The organism is Streptomyces sirii (assembly GCF_045690365.1).
Taxonomy (GTDB): domain Bacteria; phylum Actinomycetota; class Actinomycetes; order Streptomycetales; family Streptomycetaceae; genus Streptomyces; species Streptomyces sirii.
Map to the genome: position 1 here is coordinate 8,008,529 of NZ_CP147982.1, position 21,730 is coordinate 8,030,258.

The 21,730-nt window shown below is 70.3% G+C and carries 16 protein-coding genes and 1 pseudogene; 6 read left to right on the top strand and 11 right to left on the bottom strand.

Annotation, left to right across the window (positions count from 1 at the left end):
* Positions 1-45 precede the first annotated feature (45 nt).
* Genes WAB15_RS35475 through WAB15_RS35490 form a run of 4 tightly spaced genes read right to left on the bottom strand, consistent with a single transcriptional unit; the run spans position 46 to position 7,156 of the window.
* Positions 46-1,710, bottom strand: coding sequence for a flavin monoamine oxidase family protein (locus WAB15_RS35475; RefSeq protein ID WP_399145452.1), 1,665 nt, complete (start codon positions 1,708-1,710; stop codon positions 46-48).
* A complete protein-coding gene (locus WAB15_RS35480; RefSeq protein ID WP_407288791.1) occupies positions 1,707-3,608 on the bottom strand; it encodes an alpha-keto acid decarboxylase family protein in 1,902 nt (633 codons plus the stop codon). Before WAB15_RS35480 ends, WAB15_RS35475 begins: the two co-directional genes overlap by 4 nt.
* Positions 3,605-5,734 carry a flavin monoamine oxidase family protein gene (locus tag WAB15_RS35485; protein ID WP_399145454.1) on the bottom strand — a complete coding sequence of 710 codons (2,130 nt, stop codon included), beginning with the start codon at positions 5,732-5,734 and terminating at the stop codon, positions 3,605-3,607. Before WAB15_RS35485 ends, WAB15_RS35480 begins: the two co-directional genes overlap by 4 nt.
* Positions 5,735-5,740: 6 nt before the next feature.
* On the bottom strand, positions 5,741-7,156 hold the full coding sequence (locus WAB15_RS35490) for a Dyp-type peroxidase (RefSeq protein ID WP_407288792.1): 1,416 nt from the start codon (positions 7,154-7,156) through the stop codon (positions 5,741-5,743).
* A 783-nt stretch (positions 7,157-7,939) separates the two neighbouring features.
* Here WAB15_RS35490 and WAB15_RS35495 point away from each other — a divergent pair.
* On the top strand, positions 7,940-8,740 hold the full coding sequence (locus WAB15_RS35495; protein ID WP_407288793.1) for a hypothetical protein: 801 nt from the start codon (positions 7,940-7,942) through the stop codon (positions 8,738-8,740).
* Between the two features lie 22 nt (positions 8,741-8,762).
* On the opposite strand, the gene WAB15_RS35500 is transcribed toward WAB15_RS35495, so the two are convergent.
* Positions 8,763-10,295, bottom strand: coding sequence for an alpha/beta hydrolase (locus WAB15_RS35500; protein WP_407288794.1), 1,533 nt, complete (start codon positions 10,293-10,295; stop codon positions 8,763-8,765).
* Between the two features lie 137 nt (positions 10,296-10,432).
* Positions 10,433-11,701 (bottom strand): alpha/beta fold hydrolase, encoded by a 1,269-nt coding sequence (locus WAB15_RS35505; protein WP_407288795.1) that lies wholly within the window; start codon positions 11,699-11,701, stop codon positions 10,433-10,435.
* 53 nt (positions 11,702-11,754) lie between these two features.
* Between WAB15_RS35505 and WAB15_RS35510 the strand changes: the two genes are divergently transcribed.
* Positions 11,755-12,294, top strand: coding sequence for a helix-turn-helix domain-containing protein (locus WAB15_RS35510; RefSeq protein WP_407288796.1), 540 nt, complete (start codon positions 11,755-11,757; stop codon positions 12,292-12,294).
* 81 nt (positions 12,295-12,375) lie between these two features.
* Here WAB15_RS35510 and WAB15_RS35515 read toward each other — a convergent pair whose 3' ends face one another.
* Positions 12,376-12,423, bottom strand: coding sequence for a hypothetical protein (locus WAB15_RS35515; RefSeq protein WP_407289349.1), 48 nt, complete (start codon positions 12,421-12,423; stop codon positions 12,376-12,378).
* A 43-nt stretch (positions 12,424-12,466) separates the two neighbouring features.
* Positions 12,467-12,547 (bottom strand): annotated as a pseudogene (locus WAB15_RS35520) (VOC family protein); the annotation flags it as partial.
* A 403-nt stretch (positions 12,548-12,950) separates the two neighbouring features.
* Here WAB15_RS35520 and WAB15_RS35525 point away from each other — a divergent pair.
* Both WAB15_RS35525 and WAB15_RS35530 read left to right on the top strand, forming a co-directional pair.
* Positions 12,951-13,991 carry a hypothetical protein gene (locus tag WAB15_RS35525; protein WP_407288797.1) on the top strand — a complete coding sequence of 347 codons (1,041 nt, stop codon included), beginning with the start codon at positions 12,951-12,953 and terminating at the stop codon, positions 13,989-13,991.
* A 438-nt stretch (positions 13,992-14,429) separates the two neighbouring features.
* Positions 14,430-14,822 carry a glyoxalase gene (locus tag WAB15_RS35530; protein ID WP_407288798.1) on the top strand — a complete coding sequence of 131 codons (393 nt, stop codon included), beginning with the start codon at positions 14,430-14,432 and terminating at the stop codon, positions 14,820-14,822.
* Between the two features lie 32 nt (positions 14,823-14,854).
* Here the strand turns inward: WAB15_RS35530 and WAB15_RS35535 are convergent, their stop codons facing one another.
* Positions 14,855-15,724, bottom strand: coding sequence for an alpha/beta fold hydrolase (locus WAB15_RS35535; RefSeq protein ID WP_407288799.1), 870 nt, complete (start codon positions 15,722-15,724; stop codon positions 14,855-14,857).
* Positions 15,725-15,930: 206 nt separating this feature from the next.
* On the opposite strand from WAB15_RS35535, the gene WAB15_RS35540 reads away from it, so the two are divergent.
* Entirely contained in the window at positions 15,931-16,758 is an 828-nt protein-coding gene (locus WAB15_RS35540; protein WP_407288800.1) for an alpha/beta fold hydrolase, read from the top strand.
* Positions 16,759-16,897: 139 nt separating this feature from the next.
* Positions 16,898-17,884: an MsnO8 family LLM class oxidoreductase gene (locus WAB15_RS35545; protein WP_407288801.1), complete on the top strand. Its 987-nt coding sequence runs from the start codon at positions 16,898-16,900 to the stop codon at positions 17,882-17,884.
* 54 nt (positions 17,885-17,938) lie between these two features.
* Here WAB15_RS35545 and WAB15_RS35550 read toward each other — a convergent pair whose 3' ends face one another.
* Complete coding sequence (locus WAB15_RS35550) at positions 17,939-19,288, bottom strand: cytochrome P450 (RefSeq protein WP_407288802.1); 1,350 nt, start codon at positions 19,286-19,288, stop codon at positions 17,939-17,941.
* A 13-nt stretch (positions 19,289-19,301) separates the two neighbouring features.
* Positions 19,302-21,539 carry an SDR family NAD(P)-dependent oxidoreductase gene (locus WAB15_RS35555; RefSeq protein ID WP_407288803.1) on the bottom strand — a complete coding sequence of 746 codons (2,238 nt, stop codon included), beginning with the start codon at positions 21,537-21,539 and terminating at the stop codon, positions 19,302-19,304.
* Positions 21,540-21,730 lie beyond the last annotated feature (191 nt).

Consider the following 21,730-nt stretch of genomic DNA (forward strand, 5'->3'; position numbering starts at 1 on the left):
CCCCGGAACCGATCGGAACGGACCTGGCCACAGACCCCGAACCGATCAGAACAGACCCTGCGTCAGCGCGACCGAGTCCGGAACGGCCACCTCCTCCGGCGCGCTCAGGGGCATGATGCCCAGGATCTGCTGGGTGACGTAGTGGGCCGACATCATGGCGCCCTCCTGCCATCCGGGCAGCGGCGAGATCTGGTCGCCGGTGACGAAGAACGCGTCGGTGCCCTCGGGCTGCAGCAGCTGCCGGTACGCCTTCTTGTGCGTCGCCTCGCGCGGCTTCCAGGCCGCCCAGCCGCCCAGCTGGTAGGGCACTTTGTGCCAGGCGATGGAGACGCCCTGTTCGTCGGGGACGAGCTTCTTGTCCGCGAACTCCGGATGCAGCTCGACGGCGCCCTTGCGGGCCAGCTCCAGACGCTTGTCCGGTGCGCGCTTGCCGAGGGTTTCGGCGGCGCTCCCGAAGTTGTAGGCGCCGGTCAGGGTGCCCTTGTCCGAGAAGTAGTCGTTGGACGGGTACCACATCTGGGTGATGTTGTGGCCGGTCCAGCTGATGCCGCCGTAGATCCCCTCGGTGTCGTCGCAGCTGTCGAGGTCGCCCTCCCAGAAGCGGCGGTTCGCCTGCCAGCCGACCTTGCAGGTCTTCTCGAACTCCACGACCTTGATCGCCTTCAGGAAGGGATCCGAGAAGCGGGTCAGCTTGAGCTTGCGGAGCACCGGGATCGGGATGTTGCTGACGCAGTAGCGGGCGCTGTCGTGGAACTCGTCCTCGCCCTTGCGGTAGGTGAGGGCGACCCCCAGGCCGCGCGGGTCGATCTCGATCTCACGGACCTCGGCGCCGAGCACGATCTTCGCGCCGGCCCGTTTGGCCTCCCGCGCCAGCGCCTTGACGATGTGGTCCATGCCGCCGACCGGCTGGAACATCGTGGCCTGCCACAGATAGTCGACGGGCTGGTAGAAACGCGCCTTCCAGAAGCCCGAGTGCACCAGGTCCTCGAACGACAGCGGAGGGGCCGGTTCGGGCCACTCCTCGATGCCGGGCCCGTCCAGATAGCCGGAGCGGGTGGAGCCGCGGTACTTGCCGTTCGTGTCCAGCGCGCCGAACACCCGCAGCAGATCCCGCAGTTCACCGGTGAAGGCGTCCATGCTCGTCAGCGTCTCGGAGAGCTTCGCCGCGAGATGGCCACGGGTGTCGTTGGCCACCCGCCGGTTGGGCCAGGTCACCTCGGCGCCCGGCGGACGGACGCGGTTCGCCGTGGTCTCCATGACGTACGGCTCCAGCTCCACACCGAAGTCCCGGCAGTACTTGAGCACCCGGCGGTGGTGGTACGGGATCCGGCCGGGCCCGAGGTTGAGGTACAGGCCCTCGTCGAACGCGCAGGTGTGCGTGTGAGTGACCTTCCCCTTCTCGTCGAGCTCATAGAGCTCGTCGCCCCGGCGCGCGGTGCGGTTGCGCCCGCCGACGCGTTCCTGCGCCTCCAGGACGGTGACCCGGTAGCCGAGCATGCTCAGTTCGTAGGCGGCGGTCAGGCCCGCGACGCCGGCGCCCAGGATCAGCACCTTCTCGCCCTCGCCGGGGCGGCCGTCGGGCCGTACGGTCCCCGTCCAGCCGGTGGTCTCCGGTCCGGACAGACCGCTCATGGCGTGCCGGAGCGCCTTCGCGGAGTCGTCGACGGTGGCGTCCGCCGCGCCGCTTCGCTGCTTCTTCGAGCCGGTCATGCCGCGCTCCCTTCCGACGGTGCGCCGCCGGGCGGCGGACAGTTCTCGGCGATCTTGTATTTGAGCGCCTCGGGGTAGTCCCGGCGCTCGAACTGCACCCGTACGACGATCGGGCCCTGGTTGATCGGGTCGGTGGGCTCGCCGATCTGCTTCAGCAGGGCTTCGAGCTGGTCGTGCGTACGGACGGCGAAGCCGTGCATGGGGTGCTTGGCGGAGCCGAAGACGTCCGCGAGATTCTCGTACCGCCACGGGTGCAGTTCGTTGTAGAAGTCGGCGCCGTCGGACGGCGGGGTCGACGTCCCCTCCTTGTAGAAGCAGGGGTGGACGAGCATCTGCTCGATGCCGTAGAAGCCCTCGTTGTCCAGGACGAACACCACCGGGCGCAGACCGTGCCGCACCTGGGTGGACATCTCCTGGCAGGTCTCCTGGAACGAGCCGTCGCCGACGAAGACCAGCGGCCGCTTCCCCGCGTGCTGCCGGCCGAGCGCCACCCCGGTGGCCGCGCCGACCGAGTAGCCGATGGACAGCCAGCTGTTCTGCGCCACGTACGAGGCGCGCTCGGCCATCCGCAGATTCATCGAGCCGATCAGCGCGAACGCCGCGTCGGACACCACGGTGAACGGATTGCCGCGCTCGCCCGGAGGCTCGCCGGTCTGCGACTCCAGGAAGGCGTTGACATGCCGGAAGAAGCTGTCGTACGTCACGCTCTCCGGATACACCCCGCCGATCTGGGCGTCCAGGAAGGCGGCGGTGCTCGCGGGGACGTCGAGACCGTCCTTGCGTGCGAGGGCGAAGTGGTCCGCCTCGAACGCGCCGGCGCCGAAGTCGAGGACCAGTCGCCGGCGCAGCGCGGGAATGAACTCGGCGAGCTGCACATCGGGGAAGTACGACGAGCCGACATGCACGCCCTCGTGGGCGGCGACCGCCCAGTCGTCGCCGATCGACCGCACGCCGCCGAGGTTCTTCGAGGTCGCCCAGGTGCCCAGCCCGATCCGGCAGCCCGCGTTGTTGAACACCTCGGCCACGTCCGGATTGCTGGCCTTGCCGTTGTAGACGCCGGAGTAGCCCGGGGTGTACTCCGAGACCACGGACTTGGCGCCGACGGTGGTGCAGAACGGGATGCGGGTCTCGCGCACCAGCTTCTCGAACTCGTCGGACAACCGGAAGCGGTCGATCTCCTCGCCGGCCCACAGGATCGGGGGCTTCTCCTGGCTCCGGATCAGGTCCACGCAGGCCGTTACCGCCCGGTCGAGCATCTTCGCGTTCTGCGCGGTGACCGGCCGCTGCTGCCGCGTCAGACGGCCGCGCGGCGCGGCGCACCGCGCCTCCCAGACGTCCTCCATGACCTCCAGGTAGACCGGTCTGCGGTGCGAGAGGCAGGCGGTGATCGCGCTGTCGATCTGGGTGGGGGCCAGGCCCGGATTGGAGATGGCCTGGGCGTCCACCGTCACCTGGCGGTAGACGTCCAGGTTGCTCTCTGGGCGCTGGGACATATGCGAGGTGAGCAGGCCGATCGCCCGCTGGTTCAGCCACTGCTCGTAGGTGGGCGCGGCGTTGATCGCGATCAGCGGCACATACTCGGCGAAGCCGCCGCCGATCGCGTTGAGCAGGTTGAACGCGCCCACGCTGTAGGTGACCGCCACCGCGCCGATGCCCTGCTCGCCGAGCGCGATCTCCGCGTCGGCGACCTTCACCCGTGCATAGGCGTCCGCGGCCTGCCCCGCGCCGCCCTCGGTGGGGGTGCCCACCCAGCGCACCTTGGTCTTGGCGTGCAGGGTCGACAGGAAGGGGCCCAGGTGGTTGCCCGGGACGCCGAACAGATGGGTGATACCGAGCTGTTCCAGCCTGATGGCGAGGTACTCGGCCACCGTGCAGGTCGTGGTCGTGGTCGTGGTCATGACGTCAGCACCTCCTCGCGCGAACGGTCCGGTGCCGCGGCGCCGGACCGGCGCTCCTCGCGGGGCGCCGCGGCCAGCCCGGCGACGACCTCCTCGGCCGCGTTGGCCTCGTTGACGGCGAGGGCCGCGCGCACCGCCGACTCCACCGCACCCTCGATCCAGGCGTGCTTGAGCGAGACATGCTCACCGGCGAAGTGCACCGGCCCCTCGGCCCGTACCGCGTCGAGGTGGAAGCTGGTCATCTGATGCGGGGTGTAGACCGCGGCCTCACCGCAGGCGTACGGGTCGCGCAGCCAGCTCTGGGTCTGGCCGGCGCCGGTGAAGAAGACCTCGATCCGGCGGCCGTGCACGGTCTGGAGGTTCTCCAGGGCGTAGCCGTAGCGCTCGTGGTCCTCGAAGGAGTCCCAGCGGGCGGCGTCGTCCGACCAGGAGTAGCCGGCCAGCACCACGCCTCCGGGGCTCCCGGGGACGGGGTGGGAGGGGTAGTACATGAAGCGGTTGGGGTTGTCGGTGGTGGAACCGCCGCCGTAGGCGTGGGTGGCCGGCCGTACCCCGCCGCGCAGCGAGGAGTTCTGGTGGTACTCCACCTGCTTGCGGCTGATCCGCTTCTCGTCGACGCTCGGATGCGCACCGAGCAGCCCGGTCGGCAGATCGCGCAGGCTCTTGGGTACCGCCAGCGCGGCCTCGGCATCGTCCTCGCCCCACTGCTGGTAGTACTCGTACAGACCGGGCGCGATGGCGTCCAGCTCCCGCTTCCAGTCCGCCTCGGTGAACTCCCACCAGCGGCGCGAGAACTCCAGCAGCACCTTGGTGGCCTGGTCGTAGTGCGTCTCGATCACGGCGCGGCGCTTCTTGTACGAGAACGGCGGCGAGACGGCGGTGAACCGCAGGCTGGAGAAGGGGATGGTGACGATCGCCAGGTCACCGGTCCAGGTCTGCACCTCTCCGTACGGGTCGCCCTCGGGCACGGTCTGGATGGCGACGGCGGGGCCACCCGGCCCGGTGAGCCCGCCCTGGTGGCCGTCCCGGCCCGCGTCGTAGTACTCCAGCCGGACCATCCGCTGGCCCATCACGATCTCGTCCCGCAGGTTCTTGGCGAGCGCCTCCGGAAGCTTCCGGCTGCCGCCCTCGATCTCCCAGTACGTGGCGGTCGGGTCGATGTCGCTGCGGCCCAGGAAGCTGTGGAAGAACGCCAGGTGCAGCCGCGACGTCATGTTCTCGATCGTCCCGATCGCCTCGATGGCCTCGTCGCTGAACCCGGCGTACTCGCGCAGGAAGCGGCCCATCGAATAGCCGTCGAAGTCGCGGACGACCGCGGCCCAGCCGTCCAGCCACTCCTTGAAGGGTTTGTTGACCCGCGTGCCGTCGTTCTGCCGTACGGAGTAGTAGTCGCGCACCGGCTCCAGGGCCTGGTTGACCATGTCGCCGACGGTCATCCGTGCTTCGCAGCCGGTGAGGTGGAAGCCCTCGTTGATCTGGGACGGGTCCTGGACGTACTGGGCGCGCCGGGCCTGGGAGCGGTTGGTGCGGATCCAGGTGTGGTTGCGCTTGACCGGCTCCTTGAACTCGGGACTGGGCGCGCCGTTCGTCCAGACCTTGCCGTCCTTGAACGACTTGTAGACCACCGGTGGCACGGGCGCGGTCTGGTTGCCCGTCGACGGATCGATGTCGACGTTGAAGAACAGCCGCCGCTTCAGGCCGAGCTTGTCGATCAGCGCCAGGGTCAGCGGGTGGAAGCTGGGCAGCCGCATCGCCCCGGCCTCCGCGTACTGTGCGGGGTCGGTGAAGGGCGACGGCTGGCCCTTCTTGGTGTGGAAGGTCTTGATCCGGCCGCCGACCCGGTTGGCGTTGGCCTCCAGGATCGTCACATCGTGCCCGGCACGGGTCAGCAGATCGCCGGCGACCAGGCCGGCGATGCCGGCGCCGACGATCAGGATGCGTTTGGGGGCGACCGGGCGTTCCAGCCCCTTGTCGATCAGGACGTCGAGGTAGCGCAGCTTGAGGTCCTCGTTGGCCGGATCGGGACCGACCAGCAGCAGTTCGCGGGCCAGCTGCTGGTGGGTCTTGTCGTTGGCGCGCTCGACGCCGGTGCGCTCATCGCGGATGTCATGGCGGTTCTTGGGCATGGCGGCTCAGGCCTTCTCGTGCAGGGACTGGTTCGCGGCGAGCCGCCGCAAAGTCGAAATGGAGGGGGTGAAGGCGTATACGGCGCCGGTGGTCTGTACGAAGCGGTCCATCGACACGGTGCCTTCCTGGCCGTCGGCCAGCACGATATGGGCGTCCGGGCTGCCGGAAGCGCCCTGCTTGAGGGTGCCGGTCACCTTGTCGATGCCGTTGGGCGCGCCCTCCGTGCCGGGAACGAAACCGGGGTTGTTCGACCAGGCGCGCTGGACGAACTCGAACTGTCGCTCCAGCGAGGTGCCGTAGCACACGAACATCAGACCGCGGTCCGCCGTGTCATGGCCTCCCGTGTACGCGGGACCGTAGGGAATACCGCGGCGCATGATGCGGTGCCGCTGGGTGGTCTCGAAGTGCCGGGGATGGGTTCTGCGGATATGCGCGGCGCACGGGGTCTGTCTCCCCGCACCGTCGTTCTCATAGGTGAAATCGTTGCCGCCCGGACCGACCCCGGTCACCGGGTTCTGGCCCTGCGCGAGGGGCGTACCGTCCTTCTTGCGGCCGACCAGGCACGCGCCCAGCAGATCGGGCGAGACGGCGTGCGGCTGGAACTTGCCCGCCTCGCGCACCACGGCCTCGTTCCAGCCGGCGACGTCCTGCCGCAGCCGGCGCACCACCTGGAGGGAACCGTTGTCCATCCACGAAGGCGCCTCGGGCGGCGTTCCGCTCTCGCTCTTGTGCCCGAAGACGAACTCGCCGGGTTCGACCAAGGTGGCACCCGGACGGTTCTCCCGGAATCCGGGATTGTCCCGGTCCTCGCGATGGAATTCCTTGACGCCCGGCTGGGAGATGCCGTCCTTGTAGCCGAAGTGCTCATGGCCGCGCAGATCGCCGGCCAGGGTGCGGCCGTCGTCCTGATGGACCAGCGTCACACCGTGCGCCGCATCCGCGGCGGCGATATTGCCGAGCTTGTCGTTCAGCGCGGATTCGGTGTCCGCGGCCACGATCAGTACGGCGTGCACAGCGGCGCCGTCCGCGCCGAACTGCCAGTTCTCGGGGGCGCTCGTACCGTGGTCGCCGAGGTCCGCCGCCCGCGCGGCCGCGCCCTTCATGAAGGACCCGAAGGGCGCCAGGTCCTGCTTCACCCTTTCGGGCTCGCGGACGACCTGGAGCAGGCCCGGGAAGGTTAACGACACCCCGACCCAGGTGGCGGTGAGGGACGGGTCCTGGCCCCAGGCCCGGCGGGAGAGGGAGAACTCCTCATTGAAATCCTCGACCGCGGCGGTCACCGCGACCGTGTTCAGCATGACGGACAGCCAGCCGCGGCCGCCCGCGCCGTCGTCGTCCGGGAAGCGCATATAGCGGAAAGCCGTGTAGTCCTTGTTGAACGCCGCCAGGATGTTTCCCTGGATTTCCCTGGACCGGCGCAAGGGTGGTTCCGGAAGCTGCTCGATATCAGGCGCGGCCGTAGGGCGCGCTGAAATAGTGGTCACTGCTCTCCTCTGGAAATTCGGGTGCCCAGGGCGCATAGGAGGGGATTCGCGCGCACACGTATCCGGCTCCCGGCACCCCCGACGGCGAAATGGATGCGGAAGAAGCACAAGGGCACACCAAAGCCAGCCGGTGCACGGCCTGTGACGCCAGCCCAGCACCGGATCGGCCACCCCGCAGAGGCACCGGCGCCAACCGGAGCACAGGACCACTCGTCCCGGTGACCGGCCGCGACCGGACGTGCGACGGGCGCGGTGACGGGGGCCCGGCCCCGACCCGTGTGCACTGGCCGACGCCGCCACCGGCCACGCGCTCGGCAGGCTGGACCGGGTGAAGAAGTGAACGCCGGCGGCGCTACAGCGCCCCTCGCCGTGGCAGGCCTCCTGCCCGCGTGGACCACACCCGGCGCCACCAGGTCCAGCGGTCCATCCCGGCATTCATCGAGACATGTCCGGAGTGCCGGCGCCGTCGGCAGAGAATCTCCACGGAAGCGTCACAACCTCTACCTGCGGTCTTCTGTGGGTGCCGTTAGCGTTGCTGGCCGCTCGACCCCACGTGCGAACGTGAAAACAGATCGCCGGCGTCCCTGGCGACGCAGCACAGAAAGCTCGCAGATGGACTACTGCTCGTCCTGCCGCCGAAACCTCAATGGGGCTCTCGTATGCCCGGGATGCGGTGATTACGCCCCGGACATAGCCCCGAACGCCCACCGCGACGGCTCGGTGGCCGCCACCGCGACGACGTGGGAAGCCTGGGAGGCATGGCAGACCGAGGTGGCCGCGGTTCCCGGACCTGACGCCGGTGCTCTCCACTCCGGTGCCGCGCCGGCGGACGGTGGCGGGTACGAGGAGGCCGCGCGAGCGGATGCCTCGGGTGCCGGCCCGGAGAGCGGCCCGGCGGCCGCCGCCACCGGCCAGGGGCGGGCGGCCCGGCGCCGGCAGCTCGCACGCTGGAAGAAGCACAAGCGCCGCGCCGTGGCGGCGACGGCGTTCGCCCTTGCCGGCGGTGCCCTGACCGTGGCTCTGCTGCCGGACAAGGCGTCCAACGGCCAGACGCACGCGTCCGCGGCGTCGGACCCGGAGGGTGCGGCCAAGTCCCACCCCCTGGCCACCGATGGGGCGGAGCAGCCGGACGACCGGGCTTCACGGCATCCCGGCGCGCGTCCGCCCATGACCTCCAGCGGGCACAAGGACACCACCGCCGCCACGCCTCCACCCACCGCGACGCACCGGCACCCCGACGCCGGATACACCGCCCGGCCCTCCGCGCCCGCGAGCGCGGCGTCGCACAGCGCGCCCGCGCCGGCCGCGAGCACCCACGCCGGGAACGGTGGCAGCGGCGGCAACGGTGGTTCCGCGCCGGCGCCGGCGGCCGCGCCCGGATCCGGCACGCAGTCCGACGCCGGCTCCTCGTCCACGAACGAGGAGCCGGCGACCACGCCGACGGCCGAGCCGACCGCGCCGTCGGCCGACCCGGCGTCGCCGTCACATGTGTGCCTGCTGGGGGTCGTCTGCGTCGGCTGACGCCACTGGCCGCCCAGGCGGGTCATCGCCCGCAGTTCACGTCGCGCTCCGGGCGCTGCCCCGTGGAGAGGAACGCGGTGACCTTGCGGTCGCCGCAGGCGTTGCCGTTGCCGAGGTAGACGCCGTGGCCGCCGTGGTCGACGGTGACGAGGCGGGCCCGGTCGCCGAGGGCCCGCCGCATCTTCAGGGCGCCGAAGTACGGGGTGGAGGGGTCCCGGAGGTTCTGGATCATCAGGATGTTGGACGGGCCCTCGGCGGTTATCCGGGTGGGCTGCTCCGCGGGTGCGTCCTTCCAGAAGGCGCAGGGCGAGACGTTGGCCGGCATCCCGGCCGTGAGCGGATGCCGGACGCGGTCGGCGGCCACCGCGCGCCGGTACGCGGGGACCGAGCTCGGCCAGCGCACGTCGTTGCAGATGACCGCGACGGTGACCGCGGCGTCCTGGTCCCGCAGGGGCTGGGCTAGCGCGGCGGGCAGGACCGGCTTCTCGGCCGGGAGGCGGGCCGCCTGGACGAGCCGGGCCAGCGGGGCGAAGGAGTCGTCGTCGTAGAGGGCGTTCTGCAGCGCCTGCCGCAGGCGGTCGCCGGTCAGCGGGACACCCGCCGTCGTCGTCTCCTTCGGCGCACGGTCCAACTCCGCCGCCAGTGCGAGGAACAACGGCCGTATGTCCTTTGCCCGTTGGGCCAGCCGCAGACCTTCGTCCTCCCGGGCCGGAGCCGATGCCCAGGCCGCGAAGTCGGGGAAGCGGTCGTCGGCGCCCGCCGCCATGTTCACCAGCCAGCCTCGTTCGACGCGCGACGGATCGGGGTCGCCGCTGCTGTCCAGCACCCAACGGTCGGTGCGGTGGGGGTACTTCTGCGCATAGACGGCGCCCACATAGGTCCCGTACGAGGCGCCCCAGGCCGACAGCTTCTCCTCGCCCAGCGCCTGGCGGAAGCGGTCGATGTCGCGCACCTCGTTCGCCGTGGAGAAACTGCGCAGCGCGGCGCCCCCGTGGCGCGCACACGCCGCGGCGATCCGCCGCGACCGCGCGACGTTCTCCTCGATCCCGCCGTCCGGCCCCGGCCAGGACCGCAGGTGCACCAGATGCCGGTCGTCCGCGTCGAGCCCACAGCTCGCGGTCGTGCTGGCGCCCACCCCGCGCGGATCGAAGCTGACGAGGTCGTACCGGCCCGTCATCTCCTTCCGTAGCGCATCTCCCTTCCGCCGCAGCCACTGCACCCCGGAGCTGCCCGGTCCTCCGGGGATCATCAGCAGCGTCCCGCGCCTCGCCGCCGGCCGATCGCTGCGGATGCGGGACACGGCCAAGGTCAGCTGCGGTCCCTTCGGATCGCGGTAGTCGAGCGGCACCGGTAGCTCGGCACACTCCTGCCCGGCGGGCCCGCCGGGCTGTGCACAGGACCGCCAGGTGAGCCCGGGCGCGGCGGCAGTCTCGGCCTGCGCCTTCGGGGGAGCGACAGCGGTCAGCGTCATCGCGGCGGCGGTGGCGGAGAGCGTGAGGAGCAGCGGCAGCGGACGAAGGAAGTGAAGGGAGCGCCTGTGGGGATAAGTCGTCATGAGACAAGGGTTGTTGAGCCACCCTCCTTTGCCCATGCGGCAGGCCCGACGCCAGTGGTGGGGGTAGCCCCCGCCACCGACGGTGCGTGCTTCTCGCGCGTCGAAGAACGGCTCACCCGGTAGTGAGACGCCCGCTGTCAGGATTCGCGTGGAAGCCCGCAGTCCAGCCATGCGGCGACGTCCGTGATGACCGCCGCGTCGACGTGCTGCGGTGCCAGGTACGCGTCGGGCGTCGACGGTCCTGTCCCCGGGAAGAACAGATGGTCGTCGGCTTCGTAGACCTGGATGGTGACGTCCGGACGCCCGGCCAGTCCCTTGCGCCAGAGGGACAAGTCGTGCTCGACGGTGACCTGGTAGTCGCGGCCGCCCTGGAGGATCAGCAGCGGCTTGTCCAGGGTGGCGGCGGTGGCAACCGGGTCGTAGGAGCGCAGGTCCAGCCAGTACGAGGCGGGAAGCCCGAAGGGTAGCTCCTCTCGGGGCGTACCGGGTACCAGGGCGGTCTCGACGGTCGCGGCCTGACGGGTGATCTCCGCGAGGGCCGCCTCGGAGTGCGGGCCGGGGGCGAGGGCGGCGAGGTGACCTACGACCCGGACGGCCGCCCGGTGCATGGGCGCGGCGTCGCCCGCCAGAATCACGACACCCGAGACGGATGGCTCTCTCTCGGCGACCCGCGGGGCGACCTTGCCACCCATGCTGTGCCCGGCGACGAACACCCGGCCGGAATCGACGCACGGTTCCTCCTGGAGCAGACGCACGGCGGCGACGGCGTAGGGGACGTACTCGCGTGTCATCGTGAAGTCGTCCGCGGCAGCCACCTCCGCCGCGTGCGTGAAGGTCACCTTGTCGTGGCGCAGCACCGCCACGCCGCGGCTGGCCAGACCCCAGGCGAGGTCCTTGAGGGGCTTGTTGGGTCCGCTGGTCGCGTCCCGGTCGAAGGGACCTCCGCCGCTCAGTAGCACCACCCCGGGCCACGGGCCGTCGCCACACGGAACGGTGAGGGTGCCGGCCACGGCGAGAGCACCGGATCCGACCGTGACGTCGTGCTCCTCGAAGGCGTCCGGATCCGCGTAGGAGGGCGCCGCCCACGGTGCGCAGGCAGGGGGCGCAAGGCGTAGCCCGTTCAGCAGGCCGGCGGAGTCGACCGACATGACGGCGGTCAGCTGTCCCCGCTCGCAGACCAAGGGGACGCTGACGCGGATCAGGTTCGGCCGCAGGGGCTCGCTCGACGGTTCGCCGAGGTCCGTCACCGGACCGGTTCCCGCGGTCCCGGCGAGCCAGGCCGCCTGGAGTGCCTCGGCGGTCAGCGCGGCACGCAACGGCGGGGTGAACAGTGCGGCGATCTCCTTGAAACGGCCATCGCGTGCCCACTCGACCACCGACACGGCGGTCTTCTCTGCAGTCTGCATCCCCTCACCTTTCTTAGATTTGAGAAAGGTAGCATGTGTGAGAAAGTTGGCTCATGGACACCTTGGAACTCCTGGCGCACCCTGTCCGCCTCCGCCTGGTCCACGCACTGCGCGGCGGACGGGTCCTGACCACTGGGCAGCTGTGTGCCCTGATCCCGGACGTGTCCAAGGCGACGGTCTACCGGCACGTCGACCTGCTCGCCGCGGCTGGCGTCCTCGACGTCGCCGACGAACGGCGGGTGCGGGGCGCCGTCGAACGCCGCTACCGGCTAGGGCAGGAACACCCGGGCATCGACACGGAAACCGCGCGTGCGCTCACCCCGCAGCACCACGAGCGGGCATTCGCTGCCGCCATGGCCGCCCTCATCGCGGAGTTCGGCGCTTATCTGCAGCGCGAAGGCAGCGATCCCGTGGAAGATCTCGTCGGCTATCGGCAGCACGCGATCTGGCTCAGCAGGGACGAACTCGTTGCGCTGATCGGCGCGATGCAGGCCGCCATCGCACCCCTCCTCGCCAACGAACCCTCGCCGGAACGTACCCGCTACCTCCTCAGTCCCATCCACTTCCCCGCCGAAAGGCAAGACCCGCTGTAGCCGACACCGCGGTCTCGTCGGAGTCTGGGTGCGCGGTGCCCATTCGGTGGCGGGTGACGGCGTCGTGGTGAGCCGCGCCGGTCAGCAGTACTGGACCAGGCAGAATTCGTGCTCTTCGGGATCGGTCATCACGACGACCACACCCTCGTCGTAGTCGTGCCGTTCGCCGGTGAATCGGCCGCCGAGGGCGACGACCCAGTAGTGCGCTCCAGAATCCCGCCACTCGTTCCACGTCGACGCAGTCGATGGTCACTCCGGCCCAGCGGTTCGCCGTGTCAGCACTCCTTGTCGTGGTCGCGGGTGTCCTGTCTCAACGACGTCAGTCGTCCGCTTCTCCGCTGACCCGCGGGGACTGGATCAGGTGAGACGCGCGGGCTCGGTTACATAGCCGAGACGAATCCGCCCGCACCGCCCCGCCACCTGTCCGCATAGGGGGCACTGCCTGGGCGATCACGAGCATGCCGCCTGCGTGGTCGACAGCCGCGTCGCGCCGCGGCCCTGGGCATGGGCCGAACGGGTGCATCCTGAGCCGGTCTGCGGGGGTGGGCCGCTGTGATCGCGATCTTGCCTCGGCCGCCGGGTTATGGTCCCGCGTGGAAACGCTCCCCTGGGGCAGTTCCTGCTGCTCCCGCTGGTGTTCTTGGAGGCTCGCGGGTATGCCCCGTTCGTATGGCGGGCCAACGGACGGCCGACGTGGCTTCCCGGCCGGGCTCCGGTCGGGAGCGGGCGCCCTGCTCGCAGCGGCCGCTGCGGTGCTGAGCACGCTGATCATCGCCACGCCCGCCGCTGCGGCCGTGCCCAGTTGCCGCGTCGGGGCTTACGTCACCGACCTCTACGCGATGGATCCGGTCAGGCGCACCGTGGACGCGGACCTGTGGCTGTGGAGCGTGTGCCCACGCAAGGATCTTGCCGCTGTCCAGCGTCTTGAGTTCACCAACGCGACGAGGACGGTGCTGACCGAGCCTTCCAGCGAGAAGGTGGACAACGAGTACTGGACGCAGGTCAAAGTGTCCGGGACCTTCCGGCAGAACTTCGACCTGACGGACTTTCCGTTCGACAAACAGGTCGTCCGGATCCAGGTTGAGGAAAACGAGCTGGACGAGTCGCGGTTCGTCTACCGGGCGGATGTGAAGAACTCCACGTACAACCCCAGGATCCATGTCGACGACTTCAAGATCACGCAATTCCGGATCGGTGTCGTGGACGCGCCCTACCGGACGAACTTCGGCGATCCCCGGCTCGAGCCAGGAGCCAGCAGCCGCTACTCCCAGCTGGTGATCGGGTTCCAGCTCACCCGCGAGGACATCACGAGCTTCGGCAAGCAGATCATGCCGGTATATGCGGCTTTCCTGGTCACCCTGATCTCGTTTCTGATCTGGTCGAAGGACGACGAGGTCGCCATGGTCGCACGGCTCGGGATTCTCGGTACCGCGCTCTTCACGATCGTGCTCAACTTGCGGGCAGTCGACGAGGCGCTGGGCACCCTCCTGAACGTGACGCTGGTCGAAGAGATCCACTTCATGAGCCTGCTCTACGTACTGATCGGTGTCGCCAACACCACGTACATCCTGAAGCTGTTGACCGATCCCATGGCCCGACCGGCGGCGCGGCGCTTCAATAACCGCATTTTCGCCATCGCGACGGGCTTGTACCTCATCGTCAACATCGTCGCCATCTCCCTCACCGTGTCGTTCTGAGTCCGTGCACTGCTCGGCGCCGAGGCGGCCGCCGGCTCTGCAGCTGCCGCGCTCCTGACCCGAGCGATCACCCTGCGACCTCAGGTTCCGGAATCCGCCGAGCATGCGGGCGGAACCCCCTCGGTAGTGGTAAACCTCCCCCGGCCGAGGGGGGACCGCGACCGCACGGACGACGACTCGCCGCGGCCACCGCACACGTCGGAAACGCCAGGTCCGGGAGGCGGTGGAGGCTCGCAGACGCCGTCGCCTCCGCACTCATACCCCCGGTGCACTGAGCCGCGCGACAAGGTCCGCTGAGACGGAAGCCCGAATGACTGGGGCCGTTGAGAAGACGACTCGATTGAGCGCGAAGGGGCAGCGGGCCAAGTGCCTGCCCCTTGTCGGGGGCACTCGGCTCTCATTATCTTGACGTCGAGACTTTTTGGCCGAGGAGGAGATATGGACCGGGAAACGCCCGGATACGCCTTGGGTGGCCTGCACCACGTGCAGCTTGCGATCCCTCACGGTGCTGAAGAACTCTGCCGCGAGTTCTGGGGAGGCGTTCTCGGTATGACAGAGCTTGAGAAGCCGCCGGTGCTGGCGGCTCGCGGTGGGTGCTGGTTCCGAAGTGGGGGCCTGGAGGTCCACTTGGGAGTCGAAGAGGACTTCCGCCCGAGCAAGAAGGCGCATCCGGGCATCCTGGTGAGCTCGCTCCAAGCGCTCGCCGAGCGGCTGGAGGACAACGGCGTGAGCGTCACCTGGGACGACGACTTCCCTGGCCACGATCGCTGCTATGCGTTCGACAAGCTGGGCAATCGGCTTGAGTTCCTCGAACCCGCCCGCGATTGCTGATGTCGGCATGACCAGGGCGTCGTCTTCGCGCCTTACCCCAGGAACCCCGCTGTCGTCGCCGCGAACCGTTCGGCGTCGTCGAGCCACGGATGGTGTCCGGCTCCGGGCTGGACGATGAGTTCGGCGTGTGGGAACAGTCCGGCGAACTCACCCACCGTGGCGGGAGGGGCGCCCGGATCCACCTCCCCGGCTAGCAGGAGGACCGGCGAGGCGAAGCGGGCGAGCGCGGCGCGGGTGGCGTCCGGGGCGAACGCGCCTTCGGCGCCGAAGGCGGCTACCACCTTCATGTTCATCCGGTCGTCCGCCGCAGCCTGATGGTCCTGCGCCGCCTCGTCCCAACGGCCGTACGAGAACGGGGCGATGGCCTGCCAACTGCCGTCGGTGGCCGCACCCGCCACGATCGCCTCCAGGGCCGCGAAAGCCGCCGGGAACCACGGTTCGCCCCGGCGCAGCCGAGCGGTCCTGAGCCGGAGCTCGTCGCCGATCGGGATGCCGACGGCCCGGACGCTCGGTGTGATCAGCGCGAGCCTCCGGACGCGTTCCGGATGGCGGCTCGCATACAGGACGGCCAGATTCGCGCCGGCGCAGTGCGCGAGCAGGTCGATCCGGTCCAGGCCGAGGTGCTCGCGCAGGGCCTCCACGTCCTCGACCAGCCGGTCGCAGCGGTAGGAGGCGGCGTCCTCCGGGACGGCCGACCGGCCGGTGCCCCGGAGGTCCAGCCGGATCAACCGACGGTGTGCGGCGAGGCCACCGAGGTCGCCGAGGTATGCGGAGTCCGTCGGGCCCCCGGGCAGGCAGACCAGGGGACGACCGTGGCCGATGACGTGGTAGGCGAGCCGGGTTCCGTCGTACGCCGAGAAGGTGGGCGAGACCTCTGAGGTCGTCTCCGGGGTGAAATACATAGGTGTGGGCCTTTCGGGATGCCTGTGGGCGCTCCCAGGGCCACCTACGTCAGATGAACCGCACAGCCATGTGGGAGGAGAGCACCCAGCCTGATACAGCGGTAATGGGTCTCACCTCCTAGGTCGGTCATGTACACGGGGACGTTATCAGGTGATTGCCCCGTACCCCGTCATCGGTGCACCCTGAAGGTCCTATGAAGACTGGCATGTTGACCGTTCCCGGGGCCGAGATCTACTACGAAGTGCGCGGATCGGGTCCGCCGCTGCTGCTCGTCAACGGCGGTGACGGAGACGCGGCCATGTTCGCGCCGCTGGCCGGCCTGCTGGCGGACGACTTCACCGTCGTCACCCACGACCTGCGCGGCAACTCCCGCAGCCGCCTCACCGGCCCGCCCCGGGCGCAGCGGATCGAGGAGCTCGGCCATGACGCCCACCTCCTGCTCGGCGCGGTCGCCGGAGAGGAGCCGGCGTATGTCTTCGGCACCAGTTACGGCGGAATGATCGGCATGGACCTCCTGGCCCGGCACCCCGGCCAGGTGCGGGCGCTGGTGGCACACGAGCCGTTCGTCATCGACCTGCTGCCCGACGCCGACCGCTGGCACGCCCTGTTCCAGGAGGTGTACGAGCTGTACGAGCGCGAGGGTGTCGACCCCGCGATGCTGAGGTTCACTACGGAGATCGGCGTGGACGGACCCCCGGAACCAGCGCAGAACCTGCCCGTACCGGTGCAGCAGATGCTGGCACGCATCCGCGCCAATATGGAGACCTGCCTGGCGTACGAGCTGCGCTCGTTCGTCCGCTTCAGGCCGGACGCCGACGCGCTGCGCGGCGGGCCGTTCGCCCTGGTGGTCGGCGGAGAGGGGCCCAAGACGCTTCTGCACCGTACGACGCGGACCCTGGCGGAGTGGCTCGGTACCGGGATCGTGGAGTTCCCCGGCGGACATGTGGGCTTCCTGTCCCACACGGCGGGCTTCGCCGGGGCGCTGAGGGAGGTTTTCGGGGCCACGGGAGCCACCGGAGCCAACGGGGACTGAGCGCGGGCCCCGTCCCATCACACCCACCGCGCCCCACTCCGCCGCGTCGCTCCAACCCGCCGTGCCGGCCCCCGCCGTGTGGCCGAGAACAGGTGGATCGCCGGGCCCCCGGCCGACACCCGATCCCTATGCTGACGGCATGATCGATGTACCGCTTTCAGCGTTGGAAGTCGCGATGGTCCAGACGGGGACCCGAGCCGTGAAGACCCTGCGCGACACCACCGCCTTCGCGCAGGGAATGGAGCGGCTGGGCTACCACCGGGTCTGGTACGCCGAGCACCACCACTCGCCCGCCATCGGCGCTTTCCCGCCAGTTGTGCTGACCGCGCACTCCGCCGCCTCGACCTCGGCGATCCGCCTCGGTTCGGGCGGAGTGCTGGCGCCCAACCACGCCCCCCTCGCACTGGCGGAGCAGTTCGGAACGCTGGCCGCCCTGAATCAGGGCCGCATCGACCTGGGTATCGGCCGTGGCCCCGGCACCTTCGACGAGACCACCGCACGGGCCCTGCGCCGCGGGGCCGGACCGACGACGGACGCGGAGTACCGCGACGACGTGGCCGCGATCCTGTCCTTCCTGGTCGACGAAGTCGCACTCGACCCGCTTCCGGAGCCGTGGCTGCTGGCCTCCAGCACCGCGGGCGCCGCTCTCGCGGCGAGCCTCGGCCTGCCGATGGCCCTCGCCCACCACATCCGCCCGGAGAACACCCCGGCAGCGCTGGAGCGTTACCGGGCCGACTTCACCCCGTCGCGTTGGTGCGAGAGACCTCGGGTGCTGCTGTGCGTCGAGACGGTGTGCGCCGAGACGGAGGAGGAGGCCGTATGGCGGGGCGAACCGATGAACGTGGTCAAGGCCGGCCTCCTCAAGGGCCTCAGTGAGACCCCCTTCCCCACGCCCGAGGAGGCGGCCGCCCACCCCTTCACGGCGGAGGAGCGGCGGGCACTGGCCGCCTTCCGCGGACAGCAGGCCGTCGGGACGCCCGAGACCGTCGTGACCCGGCTCGCGCAACTGGCCGATGCGACCGGAGCGGACGAGCTGATGCTGACCACCCCCGTCTACGACCTCGACGACCGCATCCACTCCTACGAACTCATCAAGAAGCACGTCGAGGCCACGAAGGCGCTGTAGGAAGCACAAAGGGAGTCGTCCAGACCGGCGGTGGCGGGAAGTCCGCCGCCGCGGCTACTTGGGAGTCAGCGCGAAGCGGAGGGCGGTGTGGTCGATGGTGTGGGGCAGCGGGGCCGGGGGGACGAGGGGGCGCCGGGGGAGCAGCAGGAGAGCCCTGTGGTCGCGTAGCAGAGCGGAGAGGAACGTTGCGGCGGTGAAGAGGACGAGGTCCTGACCGGGGCACTTCGCGGGGCCGTGACTGAAGGGGGCGAGCGCCCAGTTGCCCTGGTTGCGGCCGTCGAGCCAGGCGTCGGGCTCGAACTCGTCTGCGTACGGAAGGTGTTGGGCGTCACGATGGAAGAAGGAGCTGGAGAAGACGATGCCGGTGCCGGCCGGGGTGGTGGTGCCGTTGTGCCAGGTGGTCTCCGCGGTGGTGTCGCGGAGGATGGCCAGCGAGGTGGGCCACAGTCGCAGCGACTCCAGGACGCAGGCCCGCAGCAGGGGCAGCGCGTCGGCGGTGGCCGGTTGGTCGGGTTCGGTGCCGTCGATCTCGGTGTGCACGCGGTCGGTGTGTTCGGGGTGGCCGGCCAGGAGGGCGAGGGCGCTGTACGTGGCGATGGCGGCGGCATCGTAGGCGAAGAGCCAGTGCGGGATCTGCCCCGCGGGTTCGGCCCCTTCGGCGCACGGGGTGGCGGCGACCAGGGCGGCCAGGCTGTCGGGCTCGGCACGCTCCACATACGCGCGCACACCGGCGAGGAACGCCTCGCGGGTCCGCTCCTTCGGCCTGAGGAGATTGAGCCAGTTGGCGTCGGCGCGCAGTGCGGCCAGCAGTTCGGTGATGCGGTGGTCGTCGCGGGCGGTGTCCCCGAGCACGACACGGCGGATGACGCGCCAGAAGGCCGCGGAGAAGTCGTCCCAGCCCAGGGGTCGGTCCGAGTCGAGGTGGCGGGTGAGGAGGGCCTGGGCCTCCGCACGGATGCGGGGGGCGAGGGCCGGGAAGAGCCGGTGGGCGGGGGCGCCCCAGTCCAGGACGGCCTCGTTGAACGCACGGCGTTCGGGGCGGACTTCGGTCGGGGAGATCAGTACTCCGTCGGGTTCGAAATGACGTAGCCCGCCGGCCTTCTCCCGGTTGGCAGGGGTGAGCGAGGCGGGAGTGGCGGAGAACAGGTGGCGGGCGTCCTGCGGGGAGAGCAGCAGCACTACCCGCCGTCCGGGAACGGTGATCGAGACCGGGCCCGCGCCGTGCCGTCGGCGCAGGTTGGCGAGGGTGCGATTGGCGCTGCGGTTGGTGTCGAATCGGGCGGCGAGGCGGACCATGCGGGGGCGGCGCAGGATCGCCCCCTGGGCCAGGGTGGGGATGAGGACGGTGACGCCCAGCAGTAGCGTCTCCAGGACCGACGCTCGTGCGGGTGGCCGCTGTTGCATATCGCTGTCCCTCTCAAGCTCGCGGTACGGGCAGTGCGGGAGGTTCGGGAGTGGGGGACCGCTGGCCGGGCAGGTCGGTGGCCGTGGGCTCGGCGGCCGCGGTCTGGTCGTGGTGCGCACCGAGGCGCAGGTGCAGCAGGGTGGCCAGGCCGTCGATGGTGCGGCCGGTGCGCAGGAGCTCCATCGGGGGGATGTCGATGTCGAAGCGGTGGCGCAGTGACATCAGGAGTTCGGCGGCCATCAGGGAGTCGAGCCCGTACTCGTCCAGCCTGCGGTGCGGATCGAGGGTGTCCGGGTCCATCTGCATGACGTTGGCCAGCAGCTGGGTGAGGGCGTTCTGTACCGCGGCGCGGGCCTCTTCCCGGGGCAGGGCGGCCAGTTCGGCGAGGAGCTCATCGTGGGATCGGCCGCCTGTCTCGCCGTGCGACGGCATCAGGAGGCTGTGGCGCGGGGTGTCCAGGGCGGGTAGCAGACCGCGGGCCCGGGCCCAGTTGTAGCGGGCGACTCCGGCCACCGCGGTGTCGCGGGTGAGCAGATCGTCGAGGGCGGCGAACGCATCGCGGAGACGGAGGGGTTCCAGTCCGATGGCGGAGAGCTGGGCGGTCAGGTCGTTGCGGAGGACGTATCCGGTCTCGCCGAGCGCTCCCCAGGAGACCGCCTGGGCCGGGAGCCCGGCCTCGCGCCGTTGCCGTACCAGGGCTTCGAGGAAGAGGTTGCCCGCGACGTACGGGGCCTGGTGCAGGTTGCCGATGTGTGCGGCTTCCGAGGAGACCAGCAGGAACAGGTCGAGCCGCCGGTCGCGGGTGAGTCGGTCCAGCACCAGTGCGCCGCCAGCCTTGGGGGCCAACACGGCGGCACAGCGTTCCTCGGACAGCTCGCTCAAGGGTGCGTCGTCCAGGTGCATGGCGCAGTGCACCACGCCGCGCAGCGGATGCCCCGCGGCATCGATGCCGTCGAGCAGGGCACGCATGCCCGCCAGGTCCGCGCAGTCCATCGCCCGAACGGTCACCTGGACTCCGCGGCGGGTCAGTGCGTCGAGCAGGGCCGGGGCCTCGGGGGCGGCCGCCCCACGCCGGCCGATCAGGACGAGGTGGCGGGCCCCGCGGTCGGCCAGCCAGTGCGCGGTGGCGGCCCCGAAGCCGCTGAGTCCGCCCGTGACGAGGTAGGTACCCTGCGGATCCAGGGCGGGACGGGCGGGTTCCGCTTCGACGGTGACGGGTTCGTCGAGGGGGTCGAAGGCGATGACCACCTTGCCGATGTGGCGGGAGTGCTGCAGGAGCGCGAAGGCGTCGGCGACCCGGGCCGCCGGGTACACGGTGTGCAGCAGCGGACGGTAGGCACCGCTGCGCACCCGCTCGCCGACCTCCTCGACCAAGGCGATCGCCTCGTCGGGCCGATGCATGAGGGCCTTGGTGAGGTCCACTCCGAAGAAGGCGATGTTGTTGCGGAAGGGGCGCAGCAACAGCGGCTTGTTCTCATAGATGTCCCGTTTGCCGAGTTCCAGGAACCGGCCGCCGGGCCGGAGCAGTTCGAGGCTGCGGGTGATGGCCTCGCCCGCCAGGGAGTTCAGCACGATGTCGATGCCCCGCCCGCGGGTGAGGGGCTTGACCTGCTCGACGAAGTCGAGGGAGCGGGAGTCGAGGACGTGCTGGATGCCGAGCTGGCGCAGGAAGTCCCGCTTGAGGCTGCTGCCGGCGGTGGCGATGACGTGCGCGCCGCATGCGGTGGCGTACTGCAGGGCCGCCAGTCCGACACCACCGGCTGCTCCGTGGACGAGGAGCGTTTCGCCTGCTTGGAGCCGTGCCAGGGTGACGAGGCTGTAGTGGACGGTGCCGAACGCCACCGGAATGGTGGCCGCGGCCTCGGTGTAGGTCATGTCGTCGGGTATGTGCTGAAACGCCTGGGCCGGGCTGGTCACATGGGAGGCGAGTGCCGCGGGGGCGAGGCCGAAGACGCGGTCGCCGACAGCGGCCGTGCCGACCCCGGGTCCCACGGCGGTGACGACGCCGGCGCACTCCAGTCCGCGTGTCGCGGGCCGACCCCCCGCGGTGGCTTCGGCCGGTAGCAGGCCGACGCTCTGCATGATGTCGCGGTAGTTGAGGGCGGCGGCCCGCACGGCCACCGTGACCTCCCCGATGCCCGGCTTCCGGCCCTCGATCTCCTGCCAGGCGAGGCGGTAGGACAGCCCGGGGTCGCGGACGCCCAGGGCGTAGTGGTCGGCAGCACCGGCGGGCGTGGCGGGCAGCGGCATCGCGCGGAGGACGAACCTGCCCTGTGCGGTGAGGGCGATCTCGTCCTCGTCGGAGGGACGCGAGCAGTTCGCGGGCCAGCCGCCGTGCGTCGGTGGCCGGGGCGCCGGACCGGTCGAGGCTGATCCGCCGGACGGACAGGTCGGGGAGCTCGTTGCTCAGGGAGCGGCCGAGGCCCCAGGCCACGGCGTCG

Coding starts and splice junctions, on each gene's coding strand:
- WAB15_RS35475 (WP_399145452.1), bottom strand. CDS start 1,710: ATGACCGGCTCGAAGAAGCAGCGAAGCGGCGCGGCGGACGCCACCGTC.
- WAB15_RS35480 (WP_407288791.1), bottom strand. CDS start 3,608: ATGACCACGACCACGACCACGACCTGCACGGTGGCCGAGTACCTCGCC.
- WAB15_RS35485 (WP_399145454.1), bottom strand. CDS start 5,734: ATGCCCAAGAACCGCCATGACATCCGCGATGAGCGCACCGGCGTCGAG.
- WAB15_RS35500 (WP_407288794.1), bottom strand. CDS start 10,295: ATGACGACTTATCCCCACAGGCGCTCCCTTCACTTCCTTCGTCCGCTG.
- WAB15_RS35505 (WP_407288795.1), bottom strand. CDS start 11,701: ATGCAGACTGCAGAGAAGACCGCCGTGTCGGTGGTCGAGTGGGCACGC.
- WAB15_RS35510 (WP_407288796.1), top strand. CDS start 11,755: ATGGACACCTTGGAACTCCTGGCGCACCCTGTCCGCCTCCGCCTGGTC.
- WAB15_RS35525 (WP_407288797.1), top strand. CDS start 12,951: ATGCCCCGTTCGTATGGCGGGCCAACGGACGGCCGACGTGGCTTCCCG.
- WAB15_RS35530 (WP_407288798.1), top strand. CDS start 14,430: ATGGACCGGGAAACGCCCGGATACGCCTTGGGTGGCCTGCACCACGTG.
- WAB15_RS35535 (WP_407288799.1), bottom strand. CDS start 15,724: ATGTATTTCACCCCGGAGACGACCTCAGAGGTCTCGCCCACCTTCTCG.
- WAB15_RS35540 (WP_407288800.1), top strand. CDS start 15,931: ATGTTGACCGTTCCCGGGGCCGAGATCTACTACGAAGTGCGCGGATCG.
- WAB15_RS35545 (WP_407288801.1), top strand. CDS start 16,898: ATGATCGATGTACCGCTTTCAGCGTTGGAAGTCGCGATGGTCCAGACG.
- WAB15_RS35550 (WP_407288802.1), bottom strand. CDS start 19,288: ATGCAACAGCGGCCACCCGCACGAGCGTCGGTCCTGGAGACGCTACTG.
- WAB15_RS35555 (WP_407288803.1), bottom strand. CDS start 21,539: ATGCCGCTGCCCGCCACGCCCGCCGGTGCTGCCGACCACTACGCCCTG.